This is a genomic window from Kitasatospora saccharophila, assembly GCF_039529925.1.
GTDB classification, from domain to species: domain Bacteria; phylum Actinomycetota; class Actinomycetes; order Streptomycetales; family Streptomycetaceae; genus Kitasatospora; species Kitasatospora saccharophila.
The window spans coordinates 25,398-49,606 of sequence record NZ_BAAANS010000013.1 but is presented as its reverse complement, the minus strand read 5'-3'; the positions used below and the strand labels follow the sequence as shown (position 1 = coordinate 49,606).

Annotated in this window: 18 protein-coding genes; 10 read left to right on the top strand and 8 right to left on the bottom strand. The window is 73.9% G+C overall.

The features are described from left to right. Positions 1-77 precede the first annotated feature (77 nt). On the top strand, positions 78-1,589 hold the full coding sequence (locus tag ABD345_RS12010) for a glycosyltransferase family 39 protein (RefSeq protein WP_344551989.1): 1,512 nt from the start codon (positions 78-80) through the stop codon (positions 1,587-1,589). Positions 1,590-1,697: 108 nt separating this feature from the next. Here the strand turns inward: ABD345_RS12010 and ABD345_RS12005 are convergent, their stop codons facing one another. The 3 genes from ABD345_RS12005 to ABD345_RS11995 form a co-directional block, all read right to left on the bottom strand. Further along, on the bottom strand, positions 1,698-2,885 hold the full coding sequence (locus tag ABD345_RS12005; protein WP_344551988.1) for an acyltransferase family protein: 1,188 nt from the start codon (positions 2,883-2,885) through the stop codon (positions 1,698-1,700). 66 nt (positions 2,886-2,951) lie between these two features. Then, entirely contained in the window at positions 2,952-4,616 is a 1,665-nt protein-coding gene (locus ABD345_RS12000; RefSeq protein ID WP_344551987.1) for a hypothetical protein, read from the bottom strand. Positions 4,617-4,742: 126 nt separating this feature from the next. Further along, on the bottom strand, positions 4,743-5,963 hold the full coding sequence (locus tag ABD345_RS11995; protein ID WP_344551986.1) for a glycosyltransferase 87 family protein: 1,221 nt from the start codon (positions 5,961-5,963) through the stop codon (positions 4,743-4,745). A 236-nt stretch (positions 5,964-6,199) separates the two neighbouring features. Between ABD345_RS11995 and ABD345_RS11990 the strand changes: the two genes are divergently transcribed. The 3 genes from ABD345_RS11990 to icmB all read left to right on the top strand — a co-directional run bounded on the left by ABD345_RS11990 (position 6,200) and on the right by icmB (position 10,631). Next, positions 6,200-7,408 (top strand): glycosyltransferase family 39 protein, encoded by a 1,209-nt coding sequence (locus ABD345_RS11990; protein ID WP_344551985.1) that lies wholly within the window; start codon positions 6,200-6,202, stop codon positions 7,406-7,408. Positions 7,409-7,454: 46 nt separating this feature from the next. Continuing rightward, positions 7,455-10,058 carry a DNA helicase PcrA gene (pcrA, locus tag ABD345_RS11985; RefSeq protein ID WP_344551984.1) on the top strand — a complete coding sequence of 868 codons (2,604 nt, stop codon included), beginning with the start codon at positions 7,455-7,457 and terminating at the stop codon, positions 10,056-10,058. 168 nt (positions 10,059-10,226) lie between these two features. Next, positions 10,227-10,631, top strand: coding sequence for a coenzyme B12-dependent isobutyryl CoA mutase small subunit (gene icmB, locus ABD345_RS11980; RefSeq protein ID WP_344552062.1), 405 nt, complete (start codon positions 10,227-10,229; stop codon positions 10,629-10,631). A gap of 174 nt (positions 10,632-10,805) precedes the next feature. On the opposite strand, the gene ABD345_RS11975 is transcribed toward icmB, so the two are convergent. The 4 genes from ABD345_RS11975 to ABD345_RS11960 all read right to left on the bottom strand — a co-directional run bounded on the left by ABD345_RS11975 (position 10,806) and on the right by ABD345_RS11960 (position 14,573). Further along, complete coding sequence (locus ABD345_RS11975; RefSeq protein ID WP_344551983.1) at positions 10,806-12,383, bottom strand: DUF5691 domain-containing protein; 1,578 nt, start codon at positions 12,381-12,383, stop codon at positions 10,806-10,808. Then, positions 12,380-12,523, bottom strand: a complete 144-nt coding sequence (locus tag ABD345_RS11970) for a hypothetical protein (RefSeq protein WP_344551982.1) — start codon at positions 12,521-12,523, stop codon at positions 12,380-12,382. Before ABD345_RS11970 ends, ABD345_RS11975 begins: the two co-directional genes overlap by 4 nt. A 171-nt stretch (positions 12,524-12,694) precedes the next feature. Then, on the bottom strand, positions 12,695-14,008 hold the full coding sequence (locus ABD345_RS11965; RefSeq protein WP_344551981.1) for an SWIM zinc finger family protein: 1,314 nt from the start codon (positions 14,006-14,008) through the stop codon (positions 12,695-12,697). Positions 14,009-14,219: 211 nt separating this feature from the next. After that, positions 14,220-14,573, bottom strand: a complete 354-nt coding sequence (locus ABD345_RS11960; RefSeq protein WP_344551980.1) for a MerR family transcriptional regulator — start codon at positions 14,571-14,573, stop codon at positions 14,220-14,222. Positions 14,574-14,676: 103 nt separating this feature from the next. Between ABD345_RS11960 and ABD345_RS11955 the strand changes: the two genes are divergently transcribed. The 6 genes from ABD345_RS11955 to sucD all read left to right on the top strand — a co-directional run bounded on the left by ABD345_RS11955 (position 14,677) and on the right by sucD (position 22,487). Next, a complete protein-coding gene (locus tag ABD345_RS11955; RefSeq protein ID WP_344551979.1) occupies positions 14,677-15,090 on the top strand; it encodes a hypothetical protein in 414 nt (137 codons plus the stop codon). A gap of 157 nt (positions 15,091-15,247) precedes the next feature. Then, positions 15,248-16,345 carry an ATP-binding protein gene (locus tag ABD345_RS11950; protein ID WP_344551978.1) on the top strand — a complete coding sequence of 366 codons (1,098 nt, stop codon included), beginning with the start codon at positions 15,248-15,250 and terminating at the stop codon, positions 16,343-16,345. After that, complete coding sequence (locus tag ABD345_RS11945) at positions 16,342-18,765, top strand: DUF5682 family protein (RefSeq protein WP_344551977.1); 2,424 nt, start codon at positions 16,342-16,344, stop codon at positions 18,763-18,765. Before ABD345_RS11950 ends, ABD345_RS11945 begins: the two co-directional genes overlap by 4 nt. Before the next feature lie 163 nt (positions 18,766-18,928). Next, positions 18,929-20,062, top strand: a complete 1,134-nt coding sequence (locus ABD345_RS11940; RefSeq protein WP_344551976.1) for a VWA domain-containing protein — start codon at positions 18,929-18,931, stop codon at positions 20,060-20,062. Between the two features lie 344 nt (positions 20,063-20,406). Beyond that, on the top strand, positions 20,407-21,579 hold the full coding sequence (gene sucC, locus ABD345_RS11935) for an ADP-forming succinate--CoA ligase subunit beta (protein WP_176188436.1): 1,173 nt from the start codon (positions 20,407-20,409) through the stop codon (positions 21,577-21,579). Between the two features lie 17 nt (positions 21,580-21,596). Beyond that, positions 21,597-22,487, top strand: coding sequence for a succinate--CoA ligase subunit alpha (gene sucD, locus ABD345_RS11930; RefSeq protein ID WP_344551975.1), 891 nt, complete (start codon positions 21,597-21,599; stop codon positions 22,485-22,487). A 122-nt stretch (positions 22,488-22,609) separates the two neighbouring features. Here sucD and ABD345_RS11925 read toward each other — a convergent pair whose 3' ends face one another. Continuing rightward, positions 22,610-24,139, bottom strand: coding sequence for a LuxR C-terminal-related transcriptional regulator (locus tag ABD345_RS11925; protein WP_344551974.1), 1,530 nt, complete (start codon positions 24,137-24,139; stop codon positions 22,610-22,612). Positions 24,140-24,209: the final 70 nt, after the last annotated feature.

The following is a 24,209-nucleotide window of genomic DNA, read 5'->3' as shown; positions in this document are numbered from 1 at the left end:
CGGTGGGGACGCCCTCCCCTCTCCGTCCGCGCCCGGGGGCAGCGCGGTCTGTTTCCGAGACTGGGGATGAGTAACAGGTGGCGCAGACGGCCATGGGCATCGACGTTGCTGACGGATCCACGAGAGTCGGCAGGAGAATCGGCCGCCGCTCGCTGCCGCTCTACCTGTGCTGGGCCCCGCCCGCGCTGCTGACCCTCGTCCTCGGCGTGCTGGGCAGCAACCGGCCCCCCATGTGGGGTGACGAGTTGGCTAGCTGGGTGGCGGCCGACCGGAGCGTGCCGCAGCTGGTGGCGATGCTGCGGCACATCGACGGAGTGTACGGCGTCTACTACCTCTTCCTGCACTTCTGGATCGGCCTGTTCGGCGATTCGGCGGTCAGCCTCCGACTGCCCTCGGCGCTGGCGATGGCCGGTGCGGCCGCGTTCATCGCGCTCACCGGCCGCAAGCAGTTCTCCGGCCGGGCCGGCCTGCTGGCGGGCCTGGTGTTCGCGGTCATCCCGGCGGTCTCCCGGTACTCGCAGGAGGTGCGGGCGTACGCGCTGGTGATGTGCGCGGTCGCCGCCAGCACCTGGCTGCTGCTGCGCGCCCTGGAGCGCCCCGGGGTGTGGCGCTGGTTCGGGTACGGCGTGTCGGTGACGTTCGTCGGCTGGTTCCAACTGGTGGCGCTGACGGTGCTGCTGCCGCACCTGTTGGTGATCCTGCTGCAGTACCCGCGTGTCCGTCCGGGCCGGCGGGTGCTGGAGTTCGCGCTCACCGCCGGGGTGGCGGTGCTGCCGGTGCTGCCGCTGGTGCTGCTGGGCCGTCGGCAGGTCGGCAAGCAGATCTCCTGGATCTCCCGTCCGACTCCGGATTCCATCCCCGCGCTGTGGGACGCCATGTACGGCCCCGCGCTGGTGGCTCTGCCAGTTCTGGTGCTGGCCGCGATGACCCTCGGCTGGCCCAGCAACCGCCGCCGGGTGGTGCAGGTCCTGCTGATCGGTGTCGTTCCGGTCTTCGCGGTGTACCTGGTCTCGCTCGGCGGCACCTCGTACTTCATCGCCCGGTACCTGATGTTCACGCTCATCGCGTGGACGGTGCTCGCCGGTGCGGCGCTGGCCGCGGTACGGCCCCGATTCCTGGGCTTCGTGGCGATCGGACTGCTCGGCGTGGCTTCGATCAGCGCCCAGCAGGGGATCCGGCAGCCCACGGACCGGGTGAACTACGACGAGCGGGCGGCGGCGGCCGTGGTTGCCGCCGGTTACCGGCCGGGCGACGGGCTCGTGGTGCCGCACGACCGGACGATCTTCGACGCCTCGATCAAGTTCTACCTGCCCGACGACGTTCGCCCGCGCGATGTCTTCCAGGCTGCCTCCCCGGCCGAGGCCTCGGACCTGGTGACCAGGAACTGCCCGGACCCGGTGGCCTGCCTGGGCGAGGAGCAGCGGATCTGGCTGGTCACCTTGGGCGGCGACCTGCCGCAGGGCGCCAAGGAGCCGTACGCCCAGCAGAACCTCGACAAGGCCCAGCAGGACGCGCTGAACTCGCGCTACCACGTGGTGAAGACGACCCGGGTGTACAACGTCTGGGTCACCCTGATGGAGCGGAACTGACCGTACGGCGGTCGGCCCGGAGCACGGAGCCAGCAGAAGCAGAACGGCGATGGCCTCGCCGCCCGGGAGGGCGGCGAGGCCATCGCCGTTCTGCACGCGTGGGTGGGACTACCGCTGCGCGGGTTCCTCCAGGATCTTCTTGAAGGAGGAGTCCATGCCCTTCTTCAGGAGGCCGGACAGCGGCCGTTCGACCAGCCGGTGCACCAGGTAGGAGAGCACCAACATGCCGACCAGCACGGTCAGTAGCAGCGGTACCGGCGACAGCCAGCGATGCAGCTTGTCGAGCGCGATCCAGCCGATCTCCTGGTGCATCAGGTACAGCGGGTAGGTCAGCGCGCCCGCGGTGGCCAGCCACTTCCAGTTGAGCCAGTTCAGCTTGCCGAGCGCCGCCAGCAGCACCGCCAGGTAGCAGAGCGTCATGACGGCCGCGCAGACGCTCCAGGACAGCTTCTGCTGGGACTCGCTCTCGTAGTCCTGCATGATCTTCGGCAGGTTGTTCTGCGCCATCAGCCAGGTGAAGCCGAGCATGCCCCAGAGCAGGAAGTTCGGCTTGAACCGGTACATCAGGTACATCACGATGCCGCTGATGAAGAACGGCGCGTACACCGGCTGGGCCAGCTCGGTCAGCAGGCCGAAGTTGGCCATCGGCGCAAAGGTCGCGGCGAAGGTCCAGATCAGGCAGAACAGCACGACCCTGCGGTAGGTCAGACCGAAGCCGACCACGATCGCGAAGATCACGTAGAAGCGCATCTCGACCCAGAGCGTCCAGTACACCGGGTCCACCGCGGGGGAGCCCAGCGGCCACTGGAGCATGGTCAGGTTGGTCAGCGCGGCGCGCAGCGTCAGGTCGTGGTAGCTGCCCCAGGGCTCGGCCGCTGCCAGTACCACCGCGCCGGTCAGCAGGACGCCGAACCAGTAGGCGGGGTAGAGCCGGACCACCCGGGAAGTCAGGAAGTCCTTCGGCCGCTTGCCCCAGCAGGACATGCATATCACGAAGCCGCTGATCAGGAAGAACAGTTCGACGCCGAGCCAGGAGTAGACACCGAAGCGGTGGATCCCCGGGATGACCTCGCGCGGAGTGCCGGTGCCGTAGATGTCCGGCTGCAACTGCTTGCCGGAGTAGTGGAACATCACCACGCCGAGGGCGGCGAGCAGGCGCATCCCGTCCAGGGCGTAGAGCCGGGGTCGCCGGGCCGGCTTGGCGGCCGGGTCGGCGGGGGCCGGAGCCTCCGCGCCGGCCTGGCCGGGGCCCCGGGAACCGGGGCGCCGGTTCAGCAGGGACAGGGGAGTGGGCATCGGCTGGTGGCTTTCGTGAACGGGCCGGGGGCCGGGCGGATGTGCGGGGGACGAGGCAGAGCGGGGTTACTTCACGTGGATCAGGTACTCGCCCTGCGGGCTGCGGGCGACCACCTCGAACTCCGGTCCCTCGGGGACCGCGCCGTCCTGGGGTCGGATCAGCACCCAGTGGGCGTGGTACTTCTTGAGCAGTTCCAGCCGCAGCGCGTTGTCGGTGTCCGTGTTGAAGAACTTCCAGGAGTCCCACGAACGCTGCTGAAGTTCCTTCTCGGATACCGCCGGGTCGGGGTAGCCGGCGGCGACGGTGTAGTAGCCGTAGGCCGGGAGCATCACCGACGGGCGCTCGCCCCGGGTCATCACCACGTCGCCGTACTTCAGGTACTTGGTGGTCCACTGGAAGCCGGGCCACGGGTTCCAGGCCTGGACCACGTCGACGACCGGCTTGGGCCAGTGCTCCTTCGGCTCGATGTAGAACAGCGCGCCGGACTGCACCCAGGCGCCGAGCACCAGCGTGACGGTGGCCACGAGCGAGAACTGCTGGCGGAACCACTGCTTGCCCGGGATCCGGGAGAGCTCCAGCGCGGTGGCGAACTGCAGCGACAGCACAAGCGACGGGTAGACCCGGCCCCAGCTGTAGTGACCGCTCAGGTAGCCGTAGCCGACGGTGGCGGCGGTCAGCGCGAACAGCAGCACCAGGGGGTCGAGGCGGTCACGGCGGAACCGGGTGATCAGTGCCGGAATGCCGAGGACCAGGGCGAAGCCGAACCAGTTCAGCGGGTGGTTGTACAGGCCCTTGTGCATCGCGTCGAGCGCCGCAGACTGCTTCAGGTCGAACGCGCTCCAGTACGGCCAGGCCAGCATGCCCACCAGCAGCACGGCGCCGCTCAGCACCCACAACAGCCAGTCGCGGAGCTTCAGGGTGCGCAGCGAGGCGGCGAAGATCGCCACGATGCCGAGGCAGGTGGGGATGCCGGTGAACGGGTGCGAGAGCACGATCACGAAGACCAGCAGGCCGATCGCCAGGTGCGCGGGGATCCGCTTGGCCGGCGAGGCGGAGACCCGGGAGCCCTCCGGGACCCGGCCCAGCAGCCGCAGGGTCCAGGCCCACACCAGGAACATCAGGCCGGCGGCGAAGGCGCTCGGGTAGGACACGCCGAGGCTGAGCGAGAGCAGCGACTCGTAGCCGCTCCAGACCTGGACGTCCACGCCCCACAGGAACACGTAGCAGGCGAGCGCCAGCACGGGCGCCCAGCGGTTCGTGGTCAGGCTGCGGACGAACGCGCCGATGCCGATCACCAGGACGACCATGTTGCTGAGCGCGAGCAGGTGCAGGACCTTCAGCGGCACCAGGCCGGTGGCCAGCGAGACCAGCGCGCCCAGCACCTGGTACGGGGAGAAGTACGGACTCCCGTCACCCGGCACGTCGATCATCGGACTGCGCGGGTGGCCCAGGTTCTCGCGCAGGCGCCATATGGTCGACGCGTGCTGGCCGATGTCACCGGACCACGGGAGCCGGGCGCAGATCGGCAGCATGAACAGGAGGAAGATCAGGCCCGCGATCTTGTACGGGGTGGGGCGCGCGTATCTGCGCAGCCTGCGGCCGAAGGATTCGGAACTGCCCGCGATCGGCGTGCTGCCGACCACGGTCGCTCCGTCCTTCGGTCCGCCACCAACGGCAGTGCCGTCGGCGAGTGCCGTCGCGGCGGTTCGATCGGGTGATTCGGCAGTCATGGGTCAACAAGATAGGGCATGCCCAACCGGCTTCCGGAACCGTCCCTCCCACCGGGAGGGGGCCGCCCGGGATCGGCGGCGGAGCGGTTGCTCCGTGCGCCGATCACCGGGCGGTGCGGCCTCCCGTCAGGCGGCGGGGGTGGGCTCGGCGGAGTCGGCCCGGGAGACGGTCTCGCGCCACAGCAGGTAGCAGGACAGCACGGTCGCCACCACCAGGATCGCGTTGCGAAGCAGCAGGACGTAGATGCCGAACGGCTGGCCGCCGCCCAGCTGCCCCAGGAACAGCGGGTAGTCGATGGTGGTCAGGGTGGTGGCCAGCAGCACCAGCGCCGCCACCGGACGCTGGGTGGTCCGGGAGAACGCCAGGCAGGCCGCGGCCAGGCCGAGCAACCAGATGAAGTACTGCGGGCTGATCACCCGGCTCGTGGTGACGAAGACCAGCAGGGCGGCCATGGTCGCGTCGGCGGGGGTCGCCGCCGTCCAGCGCTTGGCCTTGAAGCGCCACAGCAGCAGCCACAGGAAGCCCGCCGCGGTCAGCACCAGCGAGGCCCGGGCCACCAGGTGGACGTACGGTCCGACGAACTCCATCGCGCCGTACTGGTAGTTCAGGTGGCCGGTGTAGCCGTGCATCCGCCACCACAGGAACACGCTGCCGCCGAGCGAACCCATCTCGATGCCGCGTTCCTCCTGGTTGTCCAGGAAGCCGAAGGTGTTGTCGAACACGAGGGCGAGCACGCCCGTCATCGCCGCGGCGGAGACCATCACCGACAGCCACGCCGCCCGGGTGCTCCGCCCGCGCGGGGCGCCCAGCACCGTGAGCACCGGCCACCCCTTGATCAGGGCGCCGGCCGCGGCCAGCGTGCCGCTCCACCACGGGTGGCGGGCGATCGACAGCAGCGAGAAGACGGCGAGCGCGGTGACTATGACGTCGAAGCGGACGTACGACACGTGCAGCATCAGCGGCAGGCCCAGGATCCACACCCAGGCGCCGCTGATCGAACGGCCGGCCCTGCGGGCGCCGAGGATCAGCGCCGCGGTGACCGCGGCGTCCACCAGGGTGATCACCACGCCGAACGCCGAGCCGTAGGAGACGAAGCCGAACAGCTTCGGCGCGAGGAAGACCACCGCGGCACCCGGCGGGTACTGCCAGGTCACGTCGCCCTGCGGGTACGTCCAGTGGGCCAGCTGGTGCGCCCAGCCCGGGTAGAGGCCGTTGACCTCACCGTCGACGCCGAACGCCTTGCTGTACACCACGGCCAGGATCAGCATCCGGCTGAGGAACCAGGCCCCCGCGGGGTTGAGCAGTTCCCGCGGCCAGGTACCGGACCGACGCCAGTCGAACGGCACCGCCGTCCCGCGGTCCTCCTGATCGGACCGAGTCTTCGTGTCGGCGCTGGGCACGCGTTCCCCCGCAGTGGTTCGTCGTCTGGTGGATCCGGCTAAGAGTACTGGCCGGACGCGGTCGCCTCGTGGCCAGCCCTGCGGGTCCGCCGCGTGCCGCCCCGTCCCGCCCGGCCGACCCGGTTACTGTGCAGGTCAGGGCGGCCGTCGGGCGAGCGGCGGCACATCGGCGGGAGGACCGGATGACCACCACGGACCGCAAAGCCAGGGAACCGTCGGAGGCGTCCGCGGAGAGCGGAACCGGAGCGCTCGCCCGCACCCGGGCCGCCCTGCGCGCCGCCGCCTCCGCGCTGCTCGGCTACGCGGCGGTGCGGGCCCTCGGCATCGCGGCGCTGGTCCTCTGCGACGGACGGGGCACCCGCCACGGCCTGCGCCGGCTGGCCGTCATGTGGGACGCCCGCTGGTACACGGACATCGCCGCGCACGGCTACGCGGGCACCCCGGCGGTGCCCGGGCCGTACGGGGCCTACCAGCCGTACGCCTTCTTCCCCCTCTACCCGAAGGCCGTGGCCGCCGTCCGGTGGGTGCTGCCGGTGTCCGTCCACACGGCCGCGCTGCTGGTGGCCTGGGCCGCCGGGCTGGCTGCGGCCTGGGGCGTCTTCGCGCTCGCGGGCCGACTGTACGGGCGGCGGGCCGGGGTGGTGGCGGCGGTGCTCTGGGGCGTCGTCCCGTACGCGGTGATCGAGAGCATGGCGTACTCCGAGTCGCTGTTCACGGCCCTCGCGGTCTGGGCGCTGTACGCGACGGTCACCCGTCGCTGGCTGTGGGCCGGGACGCTCTGCGCGCTCGCCGGCCTCACCCGGCCGACCGGGATCGCGCTGGTGGGTGCGATCGGCGTCGCGGCGTTGTGCGCGGCGGTCCGGGGCGGGCCGACGGCCGGTGGCGGCCGGTGGCGGCCGGTGACCGCGATGCTGCTCGCCCCGCTGGGCTTCTTCGGCTACCTGGCCTGGGTCGGCGCGCGTGAGGGCCGCTGGGACGGCTACTTCCGGGTGCAGGAGGCGTGGCAGTCGCACCTGGACTTCGGGCTCTCGACCTGGGAAACCGTGCGGAACCTGCTGACGCACGCCGAGCCGGTGTGGCTGACCGACCTGGTCGTCCTGGTCACCCTGGTCGCCGGCGTGCTGCTGTTCGCGGTATCGGTGCGCGAGCGCCAGGCGCTGCCGCTGCTCCTGTTCAGTGCCGCGGTACTGTTCCTCGCCCTCGGCGACGCCGCGTACTTCAGTTCCCGGGCGCGCTTCCTGCTGCCCGCGGTGGGGCTGCTGTTCCCGCTCGCGTCCGGTCTCGCCCGGGTGCGCACCACCGGCGTGCTGGTGATGGTGCTCGGTGCCGGAGCGCTCTGCTCGGCCGTCTACGGGGCGCACGTGCTGCTCGTGTACCCGTACTCGCCCTGATTCTCCGGGGCGGGATGTCGGCGGCGGGCCATAGACTCGAAGGGCCATGAGTAGCCTCTTCGATGACCTCCCGCTCCCCGGCTTCGAGCGCCCCGCCGTCGGGTCGAGCCCCCGCCCCGCAGACCGGCAGTGGTCCGAGGAGGAGGCGCCGCCGGACGAACCGTACGACGACGGGGGGTACGACCCCGGGTACGGCGAGGAGGCCATCCCCGACGGGCTGTTCGCCACCGACCACGCCGCCGAGGCCGAGCGCGACGCCTGGCACCGCAACGGCGCCGCCCGCACCGTGGTCGACCCGGCGCAGCTGCTGGAGGGCATGAACGACCCGCAGCGCGAGGCCGTGCTGCACGCTGGGTCGCCGCTGCTGATCGTGGCCGGCGCGGGCTCCGGCAAGACCCGGGTGCTCACCCACCGGATCGCCCACCTGCTGGCCGCCCGCGGCGTGCAGCCCGGCGAGATCCTGGCGATCACCTTCACCAACAAGGCCGCCGGCGAGATGCGCGAGCGCGTCGAGGCGCTGGTCGGCCCGCGCGCCAAGGCGATGTGGGTCTCCACCTTCCACAGCGCGTGCGTGCGGATCCTGCGCCGCGAGGCCAAGCAGCTGGGCATGAACTCCAGCTTCTCGATCTACGACTCGGCGGACTCGCAGCGCCTGATGGCCCTGGTCTGCCGGGACCTGGACCTCGACCCGAAGCAGTTCCCGCCGAAGTCCTTCACCGCCAAGGTCAGCAACCTCAAGAACGAGCTGATCGACGAGGAGACGTACGCCGACCGGGCCGCCAACCCGATGGAGAAGAAGCTCGCCGAGGCGTACTTCCTCTACCAGCGGCGGCTGCGCGAGGCCAACGCCCTCGACTTCGACGACATCATCATGTCCACCGTCAACCTGCTGCAGGCGTTCCCCGCCGTCGCCGAGCACTACCGGCGCCGGTTCCGGCACATCCTGGTCGACGAGTACCAGGACACCAACCACGCCCAGTACACGCTGGTGCGCGAGCTCTCCGGCGGCTCCGCCGGGCAGGCCCCCCGGATGACCGCCGACGGCGACCACGTGAACCCCGCCGACGCCCAGCTCGCCCAGATCCCGCCCGCCGAGCTGTGCGTGGTCGGCGACGCCGACCAGTCGATCTACGCCTTCCGCGGCGCGACCATCCGCAACATCCTCCAGTTCGAGGAGGACTACCCGAACGCGACGACGATCCTGCTGGAGCAGAACTACCGCTCCACCCAGACCATCCTCACCGCCGCCAACTCGGTCATCGAACGCAACACCAACCGCCGCAAGAAGAACCTCTGGACGGCCGGCGACCAGGGCGAGCAGGTCGTCGGCTACGTCGCCGACGACGAGCACGGCGAGGCCCAGTTCATCGCCGAGGAGATCGACCGGCTCACCGACGCGGGCGCCGCCCGCCCCGGCGACGTGGCGATCTTCTACCGCACCAACGCCCAGTCCCGGGTCTTCGAAGAGGTGTTCATCCGGGTCGGCCTGCCGTACAAGGTCGTCGGCGGCGTCCGCTTCTACGAGCGCAAGGAGGTCAAGGACGTCCTGGCCTACCTGCGGGTGCTCTCCAACCCCGAGGACACCGTCCCGCTGCGCCGGATCCTCAACGTCCCCAAGCGCGGCATCGGCGAGCGCGCCGAGGCGATGATCGACGCCCTCGCCTCCCGCGAGCGGATCTCCTTCGCCGCCGCGCTGCGCCGGGTCGACGAGGCGTACGGGATGGCCGCGCGCTCCGCCAACGCGGTGAAGAAGTTCAACGAACTGCTGGCCGGGCTTCGCCAGGTCGTCGAGTCCGGCGCCGGACCGGCCGCCGTCCTGGAGGCCGTGCTGGAGGAGACCGGCTACCTCGCCGAGCTCCAGTCCTCCACCGACCCGCAGGACGAGACCCGGGTGGAGAACCTCCAGGAACTCGCCTCGGTCGCCCTGGAGTACGAGAAGGACCCGGGGGAGCGCCCCGAGGGCGACGAGGGCCCGCCGGTCGGCTCGCTCGCCGACTTCCTGGAGCGGGTCGCGCTGGTCGCCGACTCCGACCAGATCCCCGATGAGGAGGACGGCGCGGGCGTCATCACGATGATGACCCTGCACACCGCCAAGGGCCTGGAGTTCCCCGTCGTCTTCCTCACCGGCATGGAGGACGGGATCTTCCCGCACATGCGGGCCCTCAACCAGGTCAAGGAACTGGAGGAGGAGCGCCGCCTCGCCTACGTCGGCCTCACCCGGGCCCGGCAGCGGCTCTACCTGACCCGCTCGGTGCTGCGCAGCGCCTGGGGCCAGCCCTCCTACAACCCGGCCTCGCGCTTCCTGGAGGAGATCCCCGACAAGCTGATCGAGTGGAAGCGCACCGGCGCGGCCGCGGTGCCGCCCTCGCGCGGCTACTCGTCCTCCGGCTCGTCCGGCTCAGGCTCCTCGCGCGGCTCCGGGTTCTCCGCCGCCGCCCCGAAGGCCGGCTGGGGCAAGTCCGCGCGGACGGTCACCGACCGGGAGGTCGTCGGGCTCGCCGTCGGCGACCGGGTCAGCCACGACAGCTTCGGCCTCGGCACCGTCGTCGCCACCCAGGGCGTCGGGGACAAGGCCCGCGCCACGGTCGACTTCGGCACCGCCGGACGCAAGGAACTGCTGCTGCGGTACGCCCCCGTCGAGAAGCTCTGAGCGGCCGGTCGGCCCCGCACGCTGTGATTTTGCCCTCCTCTCGGCTGGTGGGGAAGGACGGCGGCCCCACGGGCCGCTAACCTCCCCTCAGGTCTGTTAAAAGTGGTTAACACCGAGCCCGCGGCCGAGAGCGGCCGGGTGGTGGACAACGTGGTCCAGGAGGCAGTCATGGTGGTGTCGGGGCCGATCCGAGTCGTGGTCGCCAAACCCGGACTCGACGGGCACGACCGGGGAGCCAAGGTCATCGCGCGGGCGCTGCGCGACGCCGGCATGGAGGTCATCTACACCGGCCTCCACCAGACCCCCGAGCAGATCGTCGACACGGCGATCCAGGAGGACGCGGACGGCATCGGCCTGTCCATCCTCTCCGGCGCGCACATGACCCTCTGCGCGAAGGTGATCGAACTCCTCAAGGAGCGGGACGCCGCCGACATCAAGGTCTTCTGCGGCGGGATCATCCCCGACGCGGACATCACCGAACTCAAGGCCCTCGGCGTCGCCGACATCTTCACCCCGGGCACCTCCACCCAGGACGTGGTCAGCTGGGTGCGGTCCAACCTGCGGGCCGGCTGAGAGGCCCCGCCGGGGGCTCGGGGACCGGCGGGGTCCGTGCTGCTGCGTGTGGTAACGGAACCGGAAGCCGATGCGCGCCCCGGCAGTGAACCGTGAGCAGACCGGGGCTCGCCGTTCCCCGAGCCCCTGTCGGTGCTCTCCCGAGCCCCTGTTTTCGCGTCCCGCCGTTCCTGCCTAGCCCTCCAGCTCGGCGAGCATCGCCTGGCGGAAGCGCAGCGTGCCCGCGAGGCGGGTGAAGGTGTCGGACCAGGCGGTGTCCGGGGAGGTGTCGGTGCAGAGGGCCTCGACGGCGGGGGCGGTCCCGGGGGCCAGGGCGCGCTCGGTCATGCCGAGGACGCCGCTGTGGCTCCAGGGGTAGGAGCCGAGCTCCGCGGCGCGCTTGAGCGCGGCGACGACGGCGGTGGAGAGCGGGGGCGTCCAGGGGGTGGCGCAGGCGCCGAGCAGTTGGAAGGCGTCGCCGAGGCCGTGGGTCTGGACGAACGCGGCCGTCCAGGAGGCCCGTTCGGCGGGCGGCAGGACGGCCAGCAGCTTGGCCGGGGCGCCGGGGGTGCGGGTGTCGCGGCCCGGGCGCGGCGGGGTGCCGAGCAGGGCGCGGGCCCAGGCGGCGTCCTGCTGGCGGACGGCGGCGCGGGCCCACGCCTCGCGCAGGTCCTCGGCCCATTCGGCGCCGCCGCCGTCGGGCGAGTCGACGGTGGGCAGCGCGAGCAGCTGTTCGGGGGTGAGGCCGGTCCCGGCCGTCCACAGGGACAGCGGCGCCCCGGCGACGACCTCGCCGAACCACCAGGCGCGTTCGCCGCGTCCGGTGGGCGACTTGACCGGTATGCCGTCGCGCTGCATCGCGGCGTCGCAGGCGGTGGGCGGGGTGACGTGCAGCCGGTCGCCCTCGTGCCGGACGGCGGCGCGGGCGCGGTCGGCCATCCGGGCGGCGAGGGCGGAGCCGGGGAGGGTGGCGAGGAGTTCCGCGGCGGTGGCCCGGACGTTCTTGGAACGGTCGGAGAGCGCGGCCTCCAGGAAGTCCTCGTCGGCGGCGGATAGCCCGTCCTGCAGGGAGTCGAGGAACAGCACCCGGTCCTCGGCCCGTTCGGTGCTCCAGGTGGAGGCTAGCAGGGCGAGCCCGGCGGCCGGGTCGGTGCGCCGCAGCCGGGTCAGGTGGGTGACGCGTTCGGCGAACAGGCCCTCCTGCCAAAGGAGTTCACCGGGCTGGTCGAGGGCGTCCGGTTCGCCCGCGGTGCGGGTGACGTACTTCCAGTCCGGGTTGTGCGGGGCCAGCCAGCGGCCGAGCGGGCCGGCCAGGGCGACGGCGTCGGTGCGCAGTTCGGAGCGGGCCCGGGCGGTGTCCAGCAGGGGCGGGACCAGGGCGGGCGGCAGCCGGTAGCCGCGGGCGCGGGCGGCGGCCAGCCACTGCGGGAGCAGTTCGGCCAGGTTGGCCGTGCTGCCGTGGCCGCTGCGGGTGCCGAGCAGGACGGCCAGCCGGCGGGCGGCGGACTCGGGCAGCGCGGGCCGGGGGTCCGCCGGGGCGGGCGCGGGGGTCTCCACGGCGGGGGCGGGCAGCGCGCCGGCCCGGCGGCGGACGGCCGCGACGGCGGCCAGGTCGAGCAGCGCGCCGGCCGGGTCGGCACGGTCGACGGCGGCGGCCAGCGGGGTGCGGGCCGCCGGCAGCGGGCGGCGGTCGGTGCCGAGCAGGGCGACGCCCTGCAGGTCGGCCCAGTCGTCGGCCCGGTCGTCGGCCTGGGCGAGCGTGGGCGCGGTCATGCCCGGTCTCCGATCGGCCGCTGGGCGGCGGTGCGGTGGCGGCGGCCCCAGCCGCTGGCGAGGGCGGCCCGGCGGGCGGCGTGGTGCAGGGTGATGCGCCGGACGGCGGCGCGCTGCCGGGTGCTGCGGGTGCGGGTCATCGGTTTCCTCCGGTCGACGGTTCGTCAGGGGCGCCGGGGAGCGTCCCGTTCCGTCGGGTGGTGCGGACGGCGGGTGCGGCGGGTGTCAACGAGAGCGGTGCGGCGGACGGTGCGGTGCCCGGCGCCGCACGGGGTCGACGCCGGGTCGGACGCGCCGGGTCGGCTGGCGGGTCAGCCGAGCGGGACGGGCCGGTGGTCGGCGTCCCAGGCGGTGACGGGCGCGAAGCCGCGGTGGCCGCACTCGCCGAACAGGGTGACGGGGTGCCCGGCGGAGACCGCGGCGAGCCGCCACAGGGCCGGTTCGGGCAGGGCGCCGCGGCGCACCGGCAGGCTGTGCGCGCCGTCGGTGAGCCGCCAGCCGTCCGGGGTGCGGACCGGCACCACGTCGGCCAGGACGGTCGGCCAGCCGTCCAGCCACGGGTCCTCGGCGACGGCGGCGCCGTACTCGGCGAGCGCCGCGGCGGGCGTCAGGCCCGCGGGGGCGGCGGCCGGGGCCGGCTCGGGGGCGCCGTAGCGGGTGCCGAGGACGGCCCGCAGCGGGCGGGCGCCCGGGTGGTAGGCCAGGTCGGCCTCCAGCAGGCGGCCGGTGGGCAGGGCGAGGTCCGGCGCCTGGCCGGGGCGGCCGAAGGCGAGCAGCAGGGCGGGCCGGCCGGTCTTCGCGCCGCGCAGCCACACCCGGCGGGTGGTCAGCCGCTCGTCGGCGGTGTCCCGGCTGCCCAGGACGTGCCAGCGGTCCCGGACGGTCGGGCCGGCCAGCAGTTCGGCGGCCTCGGTGGTGAAGCCGACCCTGGTCCGGACGGTCGCGGCCAGGGCCTCGGGCAGGGTGTCGATCCGGCCGTAGGCGCCGGCCAGCAGGTGCAGCATCGCGTACTCCTCCAGCAGTTCGTCCGGCGGCGCCTCGGCGAGCACCCGGACCCGGGACGCCAGACCGGACGCCTGGGCGTCGACCATCCGGGCGGCCACCTCCTCCCACGCACCGGCCGGGTGCGGGTCGGCCAGGCCGCGGCGGACGCCGTCGGCCAGCCGCAGCCGCAGCTCGCGGGCGCCGCCCGCGACCCGGGCGGAACGCTTCTCGGCCCGCTTGCGGGCGGCCGCCGGGTCCGCCTCGGCGGCCTTCGCCGACTGCTTGGCGGCCTTGTCGGCGGCGGCCCGGCCGCGGCCGTCCAGCCACTGCGCCACCCAGTCCGGCGGGGCGGCCCCGTCGGCGACGGCCTCCGGCCCGGAGGCCCAGAGCAGCAGCAGCCCGAGGGCGTGCTTGCACGGGAACTTCCGGCTCGGGCAACTGCACTTGTACGCGGGCGTGCCCAGCTCGACCGCCGTCCGGTACGGGGTGCTGCCGCTGCCCTTGCACAGGCCCCACAGCGCGCCCCCGCCGGTGCCGGTCGCCGACCAGGGGGCCGGGCCGGAGAGCTTGCCCGCCGCCTTCAGGGAAGCCGGATCGGGCGCCAGCGAAAGGACGTGTTCGGTGCTCCAGCGTTCCTCCATGCCGATGACGCTAGGAGGGGCCACTGACAGTCGAGGGTCCGTCAGGACCCGTCGGCCGTCGGGCGGCGGAAACCGCTCGCCGCGCCGGACGGAGGGCGGGACGCCCCCGGGGCGGGGCCCTTCCGCCCGGGGGCCGGGGGCCGGGGGTCGGGAGAGCACGCCGGGGGCGCGGCCCGGTCGAGGCGGGGAGGCGACGACAGCCGAGGGGCCGTCAGGCCGGGGCCAGCGGACATCCCGTGCCGACCCGGCCGGCGAGGTCGGCGCGCAGGGCGGCGAGCTCCGCCGTCCGGGCGTCGATCAGCGCGATCTTCTCCCGGAACAGCTCGGAGAGCCGCTCGGCGGCGTCCGGCGCGGCGCTCAACTCGGCGCCGGTGCGGGCGATCTCGGCGAGCGAGAAGCCGAGCGCCTGCGCGGTGCGGACGTACCGCAGCCAGGGCTCGGCCTCGGGCGGGAAGTCGCGGTAGCCGTTGGGCAGTCGGCGGGAGACCAGCAGCCCGGTGCGCTCGTAGAAGCGCAGCGTGTCGCGGCTCAGCCCGGTCCGTTCGGCGAGTTCCCCGATGCGCACGTCCCCGCTCCCGCCCGTTCCCGTCGGTGACTTGACCCTGGACAGTACTCCACCGTCCAGCATGGGCCCGTTCCCGCACGAGCCGATCGAGGAGTGACGACCGATGCACCGCTACGCCCGCCTGGTCCGCGCCAGCGCCTGGTACGACCTGCTGGTCACCGCCCCGTTCGCCACCCCCTGGACGTACGCCCTCGCGCACCGGGCGCTGTCCGCGGCGTCCGGCGCGCTGGGGCTGGGCGAACTGCCGCCGCCGGAACCGATGCAGACGCTGTTCGCCAACCTGATGGGGTCGGTGGTGCTGGTCTGGGCGCTGCTGCGGCTGCTGCGCCCGCAGCCGGTGCACGGGCTGTTCGACGGGGTGGCCCGGGTGCTGTTCGCCTGCTGGCAGGGCTGGGCGCTGGGGCAGGGCGCGACCGGGCTGCTGTGGGGCTTCCTGGTGGTGGAGGCGGCGTTCGGCGCGGCCCAGCTGTGGCCCCGGCGGCGGGCGGCCGACCGGCCCGCCCCGGCGGCGGGCTGACGCCGGGTCGGTTGTCAGTGGCGGGCGGCACAGTGGTGGGTGCACGGGGCGAACGGGGGTTCTCCCTCCCAGGTCAGCGCCGTGCCGTTCGTCCTTCGCGCCCTCTTCGCGCAGCGTTCTGACGACCCGTGAGATCCCCGTGAGATCGGAGCAGTCGATGACCACCGAGACGACCAGCGAGGTCCTGCGGCAGCACGCCGAGGACGCGTTCGCCGAGGAGCTGGCCGCCCTCGCCCGGCACGACGACCGGGACCGGCCGGAGCGCTGGCGGCTGTCGCCGTGGGCGGTCGCCACCTACCTGCTGGGCGGCGAGCTCGCCGACGGCACGGTGATCACGCCGAAGTACATCGGCCCGCGCCGGGTGATCGAGGTCGCCGTGACCACGCTGGCCACCGACCGGGCGCTGCTGCTGCTCGGCGTGCCCGGCACCGCCAAGACCTGGGTGTCCGAGCACCTGGCGGCGGCGATCTCCGGAGACTCCACGCTGCTGGTGCAGGGCACCGCGGGCACCCCCGAGGAGGCCGTCCGCTACGGCTGGAACTACGCCCAACTGCTCGCCCACGGCCCGAGCGAGGACGCGCTGGTGCCGTCCCCGCTGATGCGCGCCATGCGCGACGGGCAGATCGCCCGGGTCGAGGAGCTCACCCGCATCCCGGCGGACGTCCAGGACAGCCTGATCACCATCCTCTCCGAGAAGACCCTGCCCGTCCCGGAGCTGGGCTCCGAGGTGCAGGCGGTGCGCGGGTTCAACGTCATCGCCACCGCCAACGACCGCGACCGCGGCGTCAACGAACTCTCCTCCGCGCTGCGCCGCCGCTTCAACACCGTGGTGCTGCCGCTGCCGGCCACGCTGGAGGAGGAGGTGGAGATCGTCACCCGCCGGGTCGGCCAGCTCGGCCGCTCCCTCGACCTGCCCGAACTCCCGGGCGGCGCCGAGGAGATCCGCCGGGTGGTGACGGTCTTCCGCGAGCTGCGCTCCGGCCTGACGGCCGACGGGCGGACGAAGGTGAAGACCCCCAGCGGCACGCTCTCCACCGCCGAGGCGATCTCGGTGGTCACCAACGGCCTCGCGCTGGCCACCCACTTCGGCGACGGCGTGCTGCGCGCGGGGGACGTCGCGGACGGCATCCTCGGCGCGGTGGTCCGCGACCCGGTCGCCGACCGGCAGGTGTGGCGCGAGTACGTGGAGGGCGTGGTCCGCGACCGCGACGGCTGGAAGGACTTCTACCGGGCCGCCCGGGAGGTCTCCGCGTGAGTGCCGAGGCGAGGGGCGCCGCCGCCCCGGGGGCCGGGACGGCGGGCGCGGAGGTGACGCTGCTCGGGGTGCGCCACCACGGCCCCGGCTCGGCCCGCGCGGTGGCCGCCGCGCTGGCCGCCCTGCGGCCGGACGCGGTGCTGATCGAGGGCCCGCCGGAGGCCGACGACCTGGTCGCGGCCGCCGCCGAGAAGGAGATGGTGCCGCCGGTCGCGCTGCTCGCGCACGTCGCCGACGACCCGGCGCGGGCCGCGTTCTGGCCGCTCGCCGAGTTCTCGCCCGAGTGGGTGGCGCTGCGGCACGGGCTGGACGCCGGGGTGCCGGTCCACTTCATCGACCTGCCCGCCGCGCAGAGCCTCGCGCTCGGCCCGCGCGGCGCCCGCGACGACGGCCCGCCCGCGGACGGCGACGAAACCGTTACCGGCGGGGGTGACACCTCCGGCCGTGACGGAGCGTCGGAAGAGGGGGAGGGGTCGGAAGTGCCGGGGGGCACTTCCGGGCCCGCGCCCGTCGACCCGATCGCCGAACTCGCCGCCGCCGCCGGCCACACCGACCCGGAAGCCTGGTGGGAGGACGCGGTCGAGCACCGCACCCCCGACGGCGACCCGCTGGCCCCGTTCGCGGCCCTCGCCGAGGCGATGGCCGCGCTGCGCGAGCACCACCCGGCCGAGCGGCGCGACCTGGTCCGCGAGGCCGCGATGCGCCAGCGGATCCGGGCCGCCCGCAAGGCCGGGCACCGGCGGATCGCGGTGGTCTGCGGCGCCTGGCACGTCCCGGCGCTGGCCGTGCTGCCGACCGTCGCGCACGACCGGGCGCTGCTCGCCGAACTGCCCAGGAAGCTCAAGGTCGAACTGACCTGGGTGCCGTGGACGCACCGCCGGCTGTCCCAGCACACCGGCTACGGCGCGGGCATCGACTCGCCCGGCTGGTACCACCACCTGTTCACCGCCCCCGGGCAGCCGGTCGCCCGCTGGATGACCAAGGTCGCCGAACTGCTCCGGGCCGAGGACCACCCGGTCTCCTCCGCGCACGTCATCGAGGCGGTCCGGCTCGCCGAGACCCTCGCCGCGGTGCGCGGCCGCCCGCTGCCCGGCCTCACCGAGACGCTGGACGCGGTGCGCGCCGTCATGTGCGACGGCTCGGACGTCGCGCTCGCCCTGGTCCGCGAGCGGCTGGTGGTCGGCGACGCGCTCGGCGAGGTCCCCGACTCGGTGCCCGCCGTGCCGCTGCAGCGCGACCTGACCCGCCTGCAGCGCACCCTGCGGCTCAAGCCGGAGGCCGCCGTCCGGGAGCTCGCCCTCGACCTGCGCGAGAACCTGGGCGTGGAGCGCTCCCGGCTGCTGCACCGGCTGCGGCTGCTCGGCCTGCACTGGGGCCGCCCCTCCCGGGACGGCGTCAACTCCACCGGCACCTTCCGGGAGACCTGGCAGCTCGGCTGGGAGCCCGAGTTCTCGGTCCGCCTGGTCGAGGCCGGCCAGTGGGGCACCACGGTGCGCTCCGCCGCCACCAACAAGGCGGTCGCCGACGCGCAGGACGCCGAACTCACCGCCCTCACCGCGCTCGCCGAGCACTGCCTGCTGGCCGACCTGCCCGACGCGCTGCCCGAGGTGATGCGGCTGCTCGCCGACCGCGCCGCGCTCGACACCGACGCCGGGCACCTGGCCGCCGCGCTCCCCGCGCTGGTCCGCACGCTGCGCTACGGCGACGTCCGCTCCACCGACACCAGCTCGCTCACCGCCGTCGCGCACGGCCTGGCCGAGCGGCTCTGCGTCGCCCTGCCCGCCGCCTGCACCGGCCTCGACGCGGACGGCGCGAACGCCCGCCGCGCCGAACTCGACGCCGTCCACCAGGCGATCGCCCTGCTCGGGGGCGACACCGCCGAACGCTGGGCCGGCACGCTGGCCGCGCTCGCCGCCCGCGAACCGCACGGCGGCCCCGCGACCGGCGTCCCCGGACTGCTGCGCGGCCGCGCGGTGCGGCTGCTGCTGGACGACGGGCGGCTCGACGCGGCGGAGGCCGGGCGGCGGCTCGGCCTGGTGCTGTCCACCGCCTCCGAACCCGCCGACGCGGGCGGCTGGGTCGAGGGCTTCGTCTCCGGCGGCGGCGCGCTGCTGCTGCACGACCCGACGCTGCTCGGCCTGCTCGACGGCTGGCTGTGCGGGGTCTCCCCGGAGGTCTTCACCGACCTGCTGCCGGTGCTGCGCCGGACCTTCTCCTCGCTGGAGACGGGCGTGCGCCACACCATCGGCTCCCGGGTCGCGGCCGGCCCGCTCGGCGCCCCCGCGCAGGGCTCCGCCCCGAGCGCCCCGCTGGACGAGGAGCGCGCCGAGGCGGCCACGGAGGTGCTGGCGCTGCTGCTGGGGGTGTCGATCCCGCAGCCGCGGATCCCGCGCCAGGTGGACCGCAGGGCCACCGCCTGAGACGCCGCGGACCCGGGCGGCCGGTGGGATTCGCCGCGGCGCCGCCCGGACCTTCCCCCGTTCCCTTCCGCTCCGCGCAGTTCCCCGCGCCCCTGGCGGGGCGCGGGGGTTGGGCAGGGCGGTCTTCGACCGGCCCGATGGGCAAGCCAAGGAGTGAAAGAAGATGACGGACCGTCAGGACGACGAGCGGATGCGGCGCTGGCGGCTGGTGCTGGGCGGTGACGCGGACGGCACCGGGGTGCGGCTGACCGGGCGGGACGCGGCGATGGACGGGGCGCTGGGGGCGCTGTACCGGGAGGACGGGAAGCGGTCGGCGGGGCTCGGCGGGTCGGCGCCGAAGGTGGCGCGCTGGCTGGGGGACATCCGGGAGTACTTCCCGACCAGCGTGGTGCGGCTGATGCAGCAGGACGCGATCTCCCGCCTGGGCCTGGACCGGCTGCTGCTGGAGCCGGAGATGCTGGCCGCCGTCGAGCCGGACGTGCACCTGGTGGGGACGCTGCTGTCGCTGAAGCACGCGCTGCCGGAGACCACCCGGGAGACCGCCCGGGCGGTGGTCGGCAAGGTGGTGGCGGACCTGGAGCGCCGGCTCGCCGACAAGACCCGTTCGACGGTCGGCGGGGCGCTGGACCGCAGCGCCCGGGTGAACCGTCCCCGGCACCGGGACATCGACTGGGACCGCACCATCCGGGCCAACCTGTCGAAGTACCTGCCGGAGTACCGCACGGTCGTCCCGGAGCGGCTGGTCGGCTACGCGCGGGCGCAGCGGGCGGTGAAGAAGGAGGTGATCCTCTGCATCGACCAGTCGGGGTCGATGGCGCCGTCGGTGGTGCACTCGGCGGTGTTCGGCGCGGTGCTGGCGTCGATGCCGAGCCTGGACACCCGGCTGGTGGTGTTCGACACCTCGGTGGTCGACCTGACCGAGCAGCTGAGCGACCCGGTGGACGTGCTGTTCGCGACGCAGCTGGGCGGCGGCACCGACATCAACCGGGCGCTGGCGTACTGCCAGTCGAGGATCAGCCGGCCGTCGGAGACGATCGTGGTGCTGATCAGCGACCTGTACGAGGGCGGGATCCGCAACGAGATGCTCAAGCGGGTGGCGGCGATGAAGGCCGCGGGGGTGCAGTTCATCGCGCTGCTGGCGCTGTCCGACGAGGGCGCCCCGGCGTACGACCACGCGCACGCGCAGGCGCTGGCGGAGCTGGGGGCCCCGGCGTTCGCCTGCACGCCGGACGCCTTCCCGGAGATCATGGCGGCGGCGATCGAGAAGCGGCCGCTGCCGGTGCCGGAGCGCGGCTGAGTCGAGCGGTCCGCGGGCCGTCAAGGGGAGCGGTGGCCACCCGTCCGGGTGAAGCGGTGGCGGGCCTCACCGCTGCGCGCCCCCGCTGGTGAGGGGCCCGGACCGGGCGCGTTGTGACGGTTCTCACCAAGGCGGACCGGGCCCCGGGCGAAACAGGCCGGTCGTCCGGGGATAACCTGCCATGCGGACGTGACGCGCGTGTTGATTGACGATGCGCCCGGCAACTGCGTGGGCCGCAAGGCCGTACATCTGCGTACCCGCTCAGTGTCGACGACCCGCAGCGAAGATCCTGCCGTGGCACGCTCGTAGAGACACATTCCGCGACCACGAACAAGGACAAACACGTGGACCTGTTCGAGTACCAGGCGAGGGACCTCTTCGCCAAGCACGGTGTACCCGTGCTTGACGGCGATGTCATCGAGACCGCCGCAGACGCTGCCGCCATCGCGGAGCGCTTCGGCGGCCGAGCCGTCGTCAAGGCTCAGGTGAAGGTGGGTGGCCGGGGCAAGGCCGGTGGCGTGAAGCTCGCGTCCGACCCGCAGGACGCCGTGGCCAAGGCCGAGGCGATCCTCGGCATGGACATCAAGGGCCACACCGTCCACAAGGTCATGCTGGCCCAGACCGCGGACATCAAGGAGGAGTACTACGTCTCCTTCCTGCTCGACCGCACCAACCGCACCTTCCTGGCCATGGCCAGCGTCGAGGGCGGCGTGGAGATCGAGGTCGTGGCCGAGGAGAACCCGGACGCGCTCGCCAAGATCCCGGTCGACGCCAACGAGGGCGTGACCCCGGAGAAGGCCGCCGAGATCGTCGCCGCGGCGAAGTTCCCGGCCGAGATCGCCGACCAGGTCGCCGACGTCCTGCAGAAGCTCTGGGTCGTCTTCGTCAAGGAGGACGCCCTCCTGGTCGAGGTCAACCCGCTGATCAAGTCCGGCGAGGGCAAGATCATCGCGCTCGACGGCAAGGTCTCCCTGGACGAGAACGCCGAGTTCCGCCAGCCCGAGCACGAGGCGCTCGAGGACAAGGCCGCCGCCAACCCGCTGGAGGCGGCGGCGAAGGCCAAGGGCCTGAACTACGTCAAGCTCGACGGCCAGGTCGGCATCATCGGCAACGGCGCGGGCCTCGTCATGAGCACCCTGGACGTCGTCGCGTACGCCGGTGAGAACCACGGCGGCGTGAAGCCGGCCAACTTCCTCGACATCGGCGGCGGCGCGTCCGCCGAGGTGATGGCGAACGGCCTGGAGATCATCCTGGGCGACGCCGACGTCAAGTCGGTCTTCGTCAACGTCTTCGGCGGCATCACCGCCTGTGACGCGGTCGCCAACGGCATCGTGCAGGCCCTCGCGCTCCTGGAGAGCAAGGGCGAGGCCGTCACCAAGCCGCTGGTCGTCCGTCTGGACGGCAACAACGCGGAGCTCGGTCGCCAGATCCTGACCGACGCCAACCACCCGCTGGTCGAGCAGGTGGACACCATGGACGGCGCCGCTGACCGCGCCGCCGAGCTGGCCAACAAGTAAGGAAGGGACTCAACACCATGGCTATCTTCCTTACCAAGGACAGCAAGGTCATCGTCCAGGGCATGACCGGCTCCGAGGGCATGAAGCACACCCGCCGCATGCTCGCCTCCGGCACCCAGATCGTCGGCGGCGTGAACCCGCGCAAGGCGGGCACCACCGTCGACGTCGACGGCACCGAGGTCCCGGTGTTCGGCACCGTGGTCGAGGCGATCGAGAAGACCGGTGCCGACGTCACCGTCATCTTCGTGCCGCCGGCGTTCACCAAGTCCGCCGTGATCGAGGCGATCGACGCCGAGATCGGCCTCGCCGTGGTCATCACCGAGGGCGTGCCGGTGCACGACACCGCCGCGTTCTGGGCGCACGCCGGCGCCAAGGGCAACAAGACCCGCATCATCGGCCCGAACTGCCCCGGCCTGATCAGCCCCGGACAGTCCAACGCGGGCATCATCCCGGCCAACATCACCGGCTCGGGCAAGATCGGTCTGGTGTCGAAGTCCGGCACCCTGACCTACCAGCTCATGTACGAGCTCCGTGACCTCGGCTTCTCCTCCGCGGTGGGCATCGGTGGCGACCCCGTCATCGGCACCACCCACATCGACGCCCTCAAGGCGTTCCAGGAGGACCCGGACACCGAGCTGATCGTCATGATCGGCGAGATCGGCGGCGACGCCGAGGAGCGGGCCGCGGCCTACATCGCCGAGCACGTCACCAAGCCGGTCGTCGGCTACGTCGCGGGCTTCACCGCGCCCGAGGGCAAGACCATGGGCCACGCCGGCGCCATCGTCTCCGGCTCCTCCGGCACCGCCCAGGCGAAGAAGGAGGCCCTGGAGGCCGCCGGCGTCAAGGTCGGCAAGACGCCGTCCGAGACCGCCCGCCTGGCCCGCGAGCTGTTCGCCGCCGCGAAGTAAGCGAGCGTCGAGCCCGCAGCACGGTCAGTACGCCGAAGGCGCCGCGCACCGTCCGGTCCGTTCCGGACGGGGTGCGGCGCCTTCGGCGTACCCGGGCGCACCCCGGCGTACCCGGGCGCGTCCTACCGCGGCGCGCAGACCGGCCCGCACGGGGCCGCCGGCGGCGGCAGCGGGTGGCGCTCCGGCGGCGGGGGCGGGGCGAACGGCCGCCGCCCGGCCGCGAACGGGCCGGAGAGCGTCGCGCCGCCGCTCGGCGCGGCCGGGGCGGGCCGGTCCAGCGGTGGCGGCACCGGCCCCGGCGGGCCCGCCAGCCGGGCCGGGACGCCCGGGGTCGGGCCGCACCACGGCGTCCGCAGCCCCGGCGCGCCGTACGGGGACGCCGGGCCCGCGCTGCCCGAACCGGTCGAGGTGCAGGCCCTCTCGCGCACCGGCCCCGCCGGGGCCGACTCCGACGGGCCCACCCCCAGCAGGGTGGCCACCACCGCCCCGCCCACCAGCACGGTCAGCGCCGCCGCCGCGCCCGTCACCAGCCCCGTGTGCACCCGGCTGTCCGCGACCAGCCGGGCCGTGGACGGCAGCCGCGGACCCGGGCAGCCGTGCACCGCCGCCCGGTGCAGCAGGGCCGACAGCCGCTCCGCGAACTCCGGGTCCTCCGGGTCCGCCCCGACCAGCGCGGGCACCTCCCGGGCCAGCTCGGCCCGGGCCGAGCGCACCCGGCTCTCGGCCGCGGCCGTGCTCGACTCCACCTCCACCGCGACCCGCTCCACCGGCAGGCCCAGCGTGTCGTGCAGCACCAGCGCCCGCCGCCGCGGCCGCGACAGCCGCAGCAGCGCCTTCACCAGCGCCCGGTCCTGCGGGGTCAGCCGCTGCGGCGGCTCGGGCGGTTCCGGCGCGCCCGCCGCGTCGACCACGATCCGCCGCCGCGGCCACCGCAGCAGGTGCGCCCGCCGCGGGCCGCCCCGGTGCCACGGCGACAGCGCCAGGTCGAACGCCTCCCCGCGGACCCGCCCCTCCGGGTCCGGGTCGGCCGCGACCTCCTCCCAGCGGCGGGCGGCCGACCCCAGCGCCAGCTGCACGCAGTGCGCGGCGCGGTGGCGGTGGCCGGTCAGCAGGAAGGTCTGCTGCACCAGCCGGGCGTGCACCAGGGCGGCGAACTCCCCGAAGCCGGCGGGGGCGTCGGTGTCGGGCGCGGGTTGCGGTACGGGTCGCGGGGGGCCGACGAACTCGACGGGGGCGGGCGTGGGCGCGGGCGCGGGCGCGGGGTGGACGGCCGGCGCCGGGGCCGGTGCCGGCGTCGGGGCCTGCGGGGCCGCTTCCGGGGCCGTTGCCGGGGCCGTTGCCGGGGCCGTTTCCGGGGCCGCTTCCGGGGCCGCTTCCGGCGTCGCGGGGGCGAGCGTGGCGACCAGGGCCACGGCCTCCTCGCGGTCGCGGACGCCGAGCTTGCGGACCGCCCGGTCGAGGTGTCTGCGGGCGGTGCCGGGGGCGACGCCCAGGTGTCGGGCCACGGCGCGCAGGTCGTCCCCGGCGGCCAGTCGGGCGAGCGCCCGGGCCTCCTGCGGGGCGAGGCGGCGGAGCAGGAGTTCGGCGTCCGCACGGGCCCGGGGCGAGGTGCCGGTGGTCCGTTCCGGCTCGGCGGTCGAGGGCGAGGTCACCGATCTCCTCCGTGGCAGGTCCGTCCCGGAAAAAGGCACATGTACTGATAATCCGGGACACGGCGAAGGT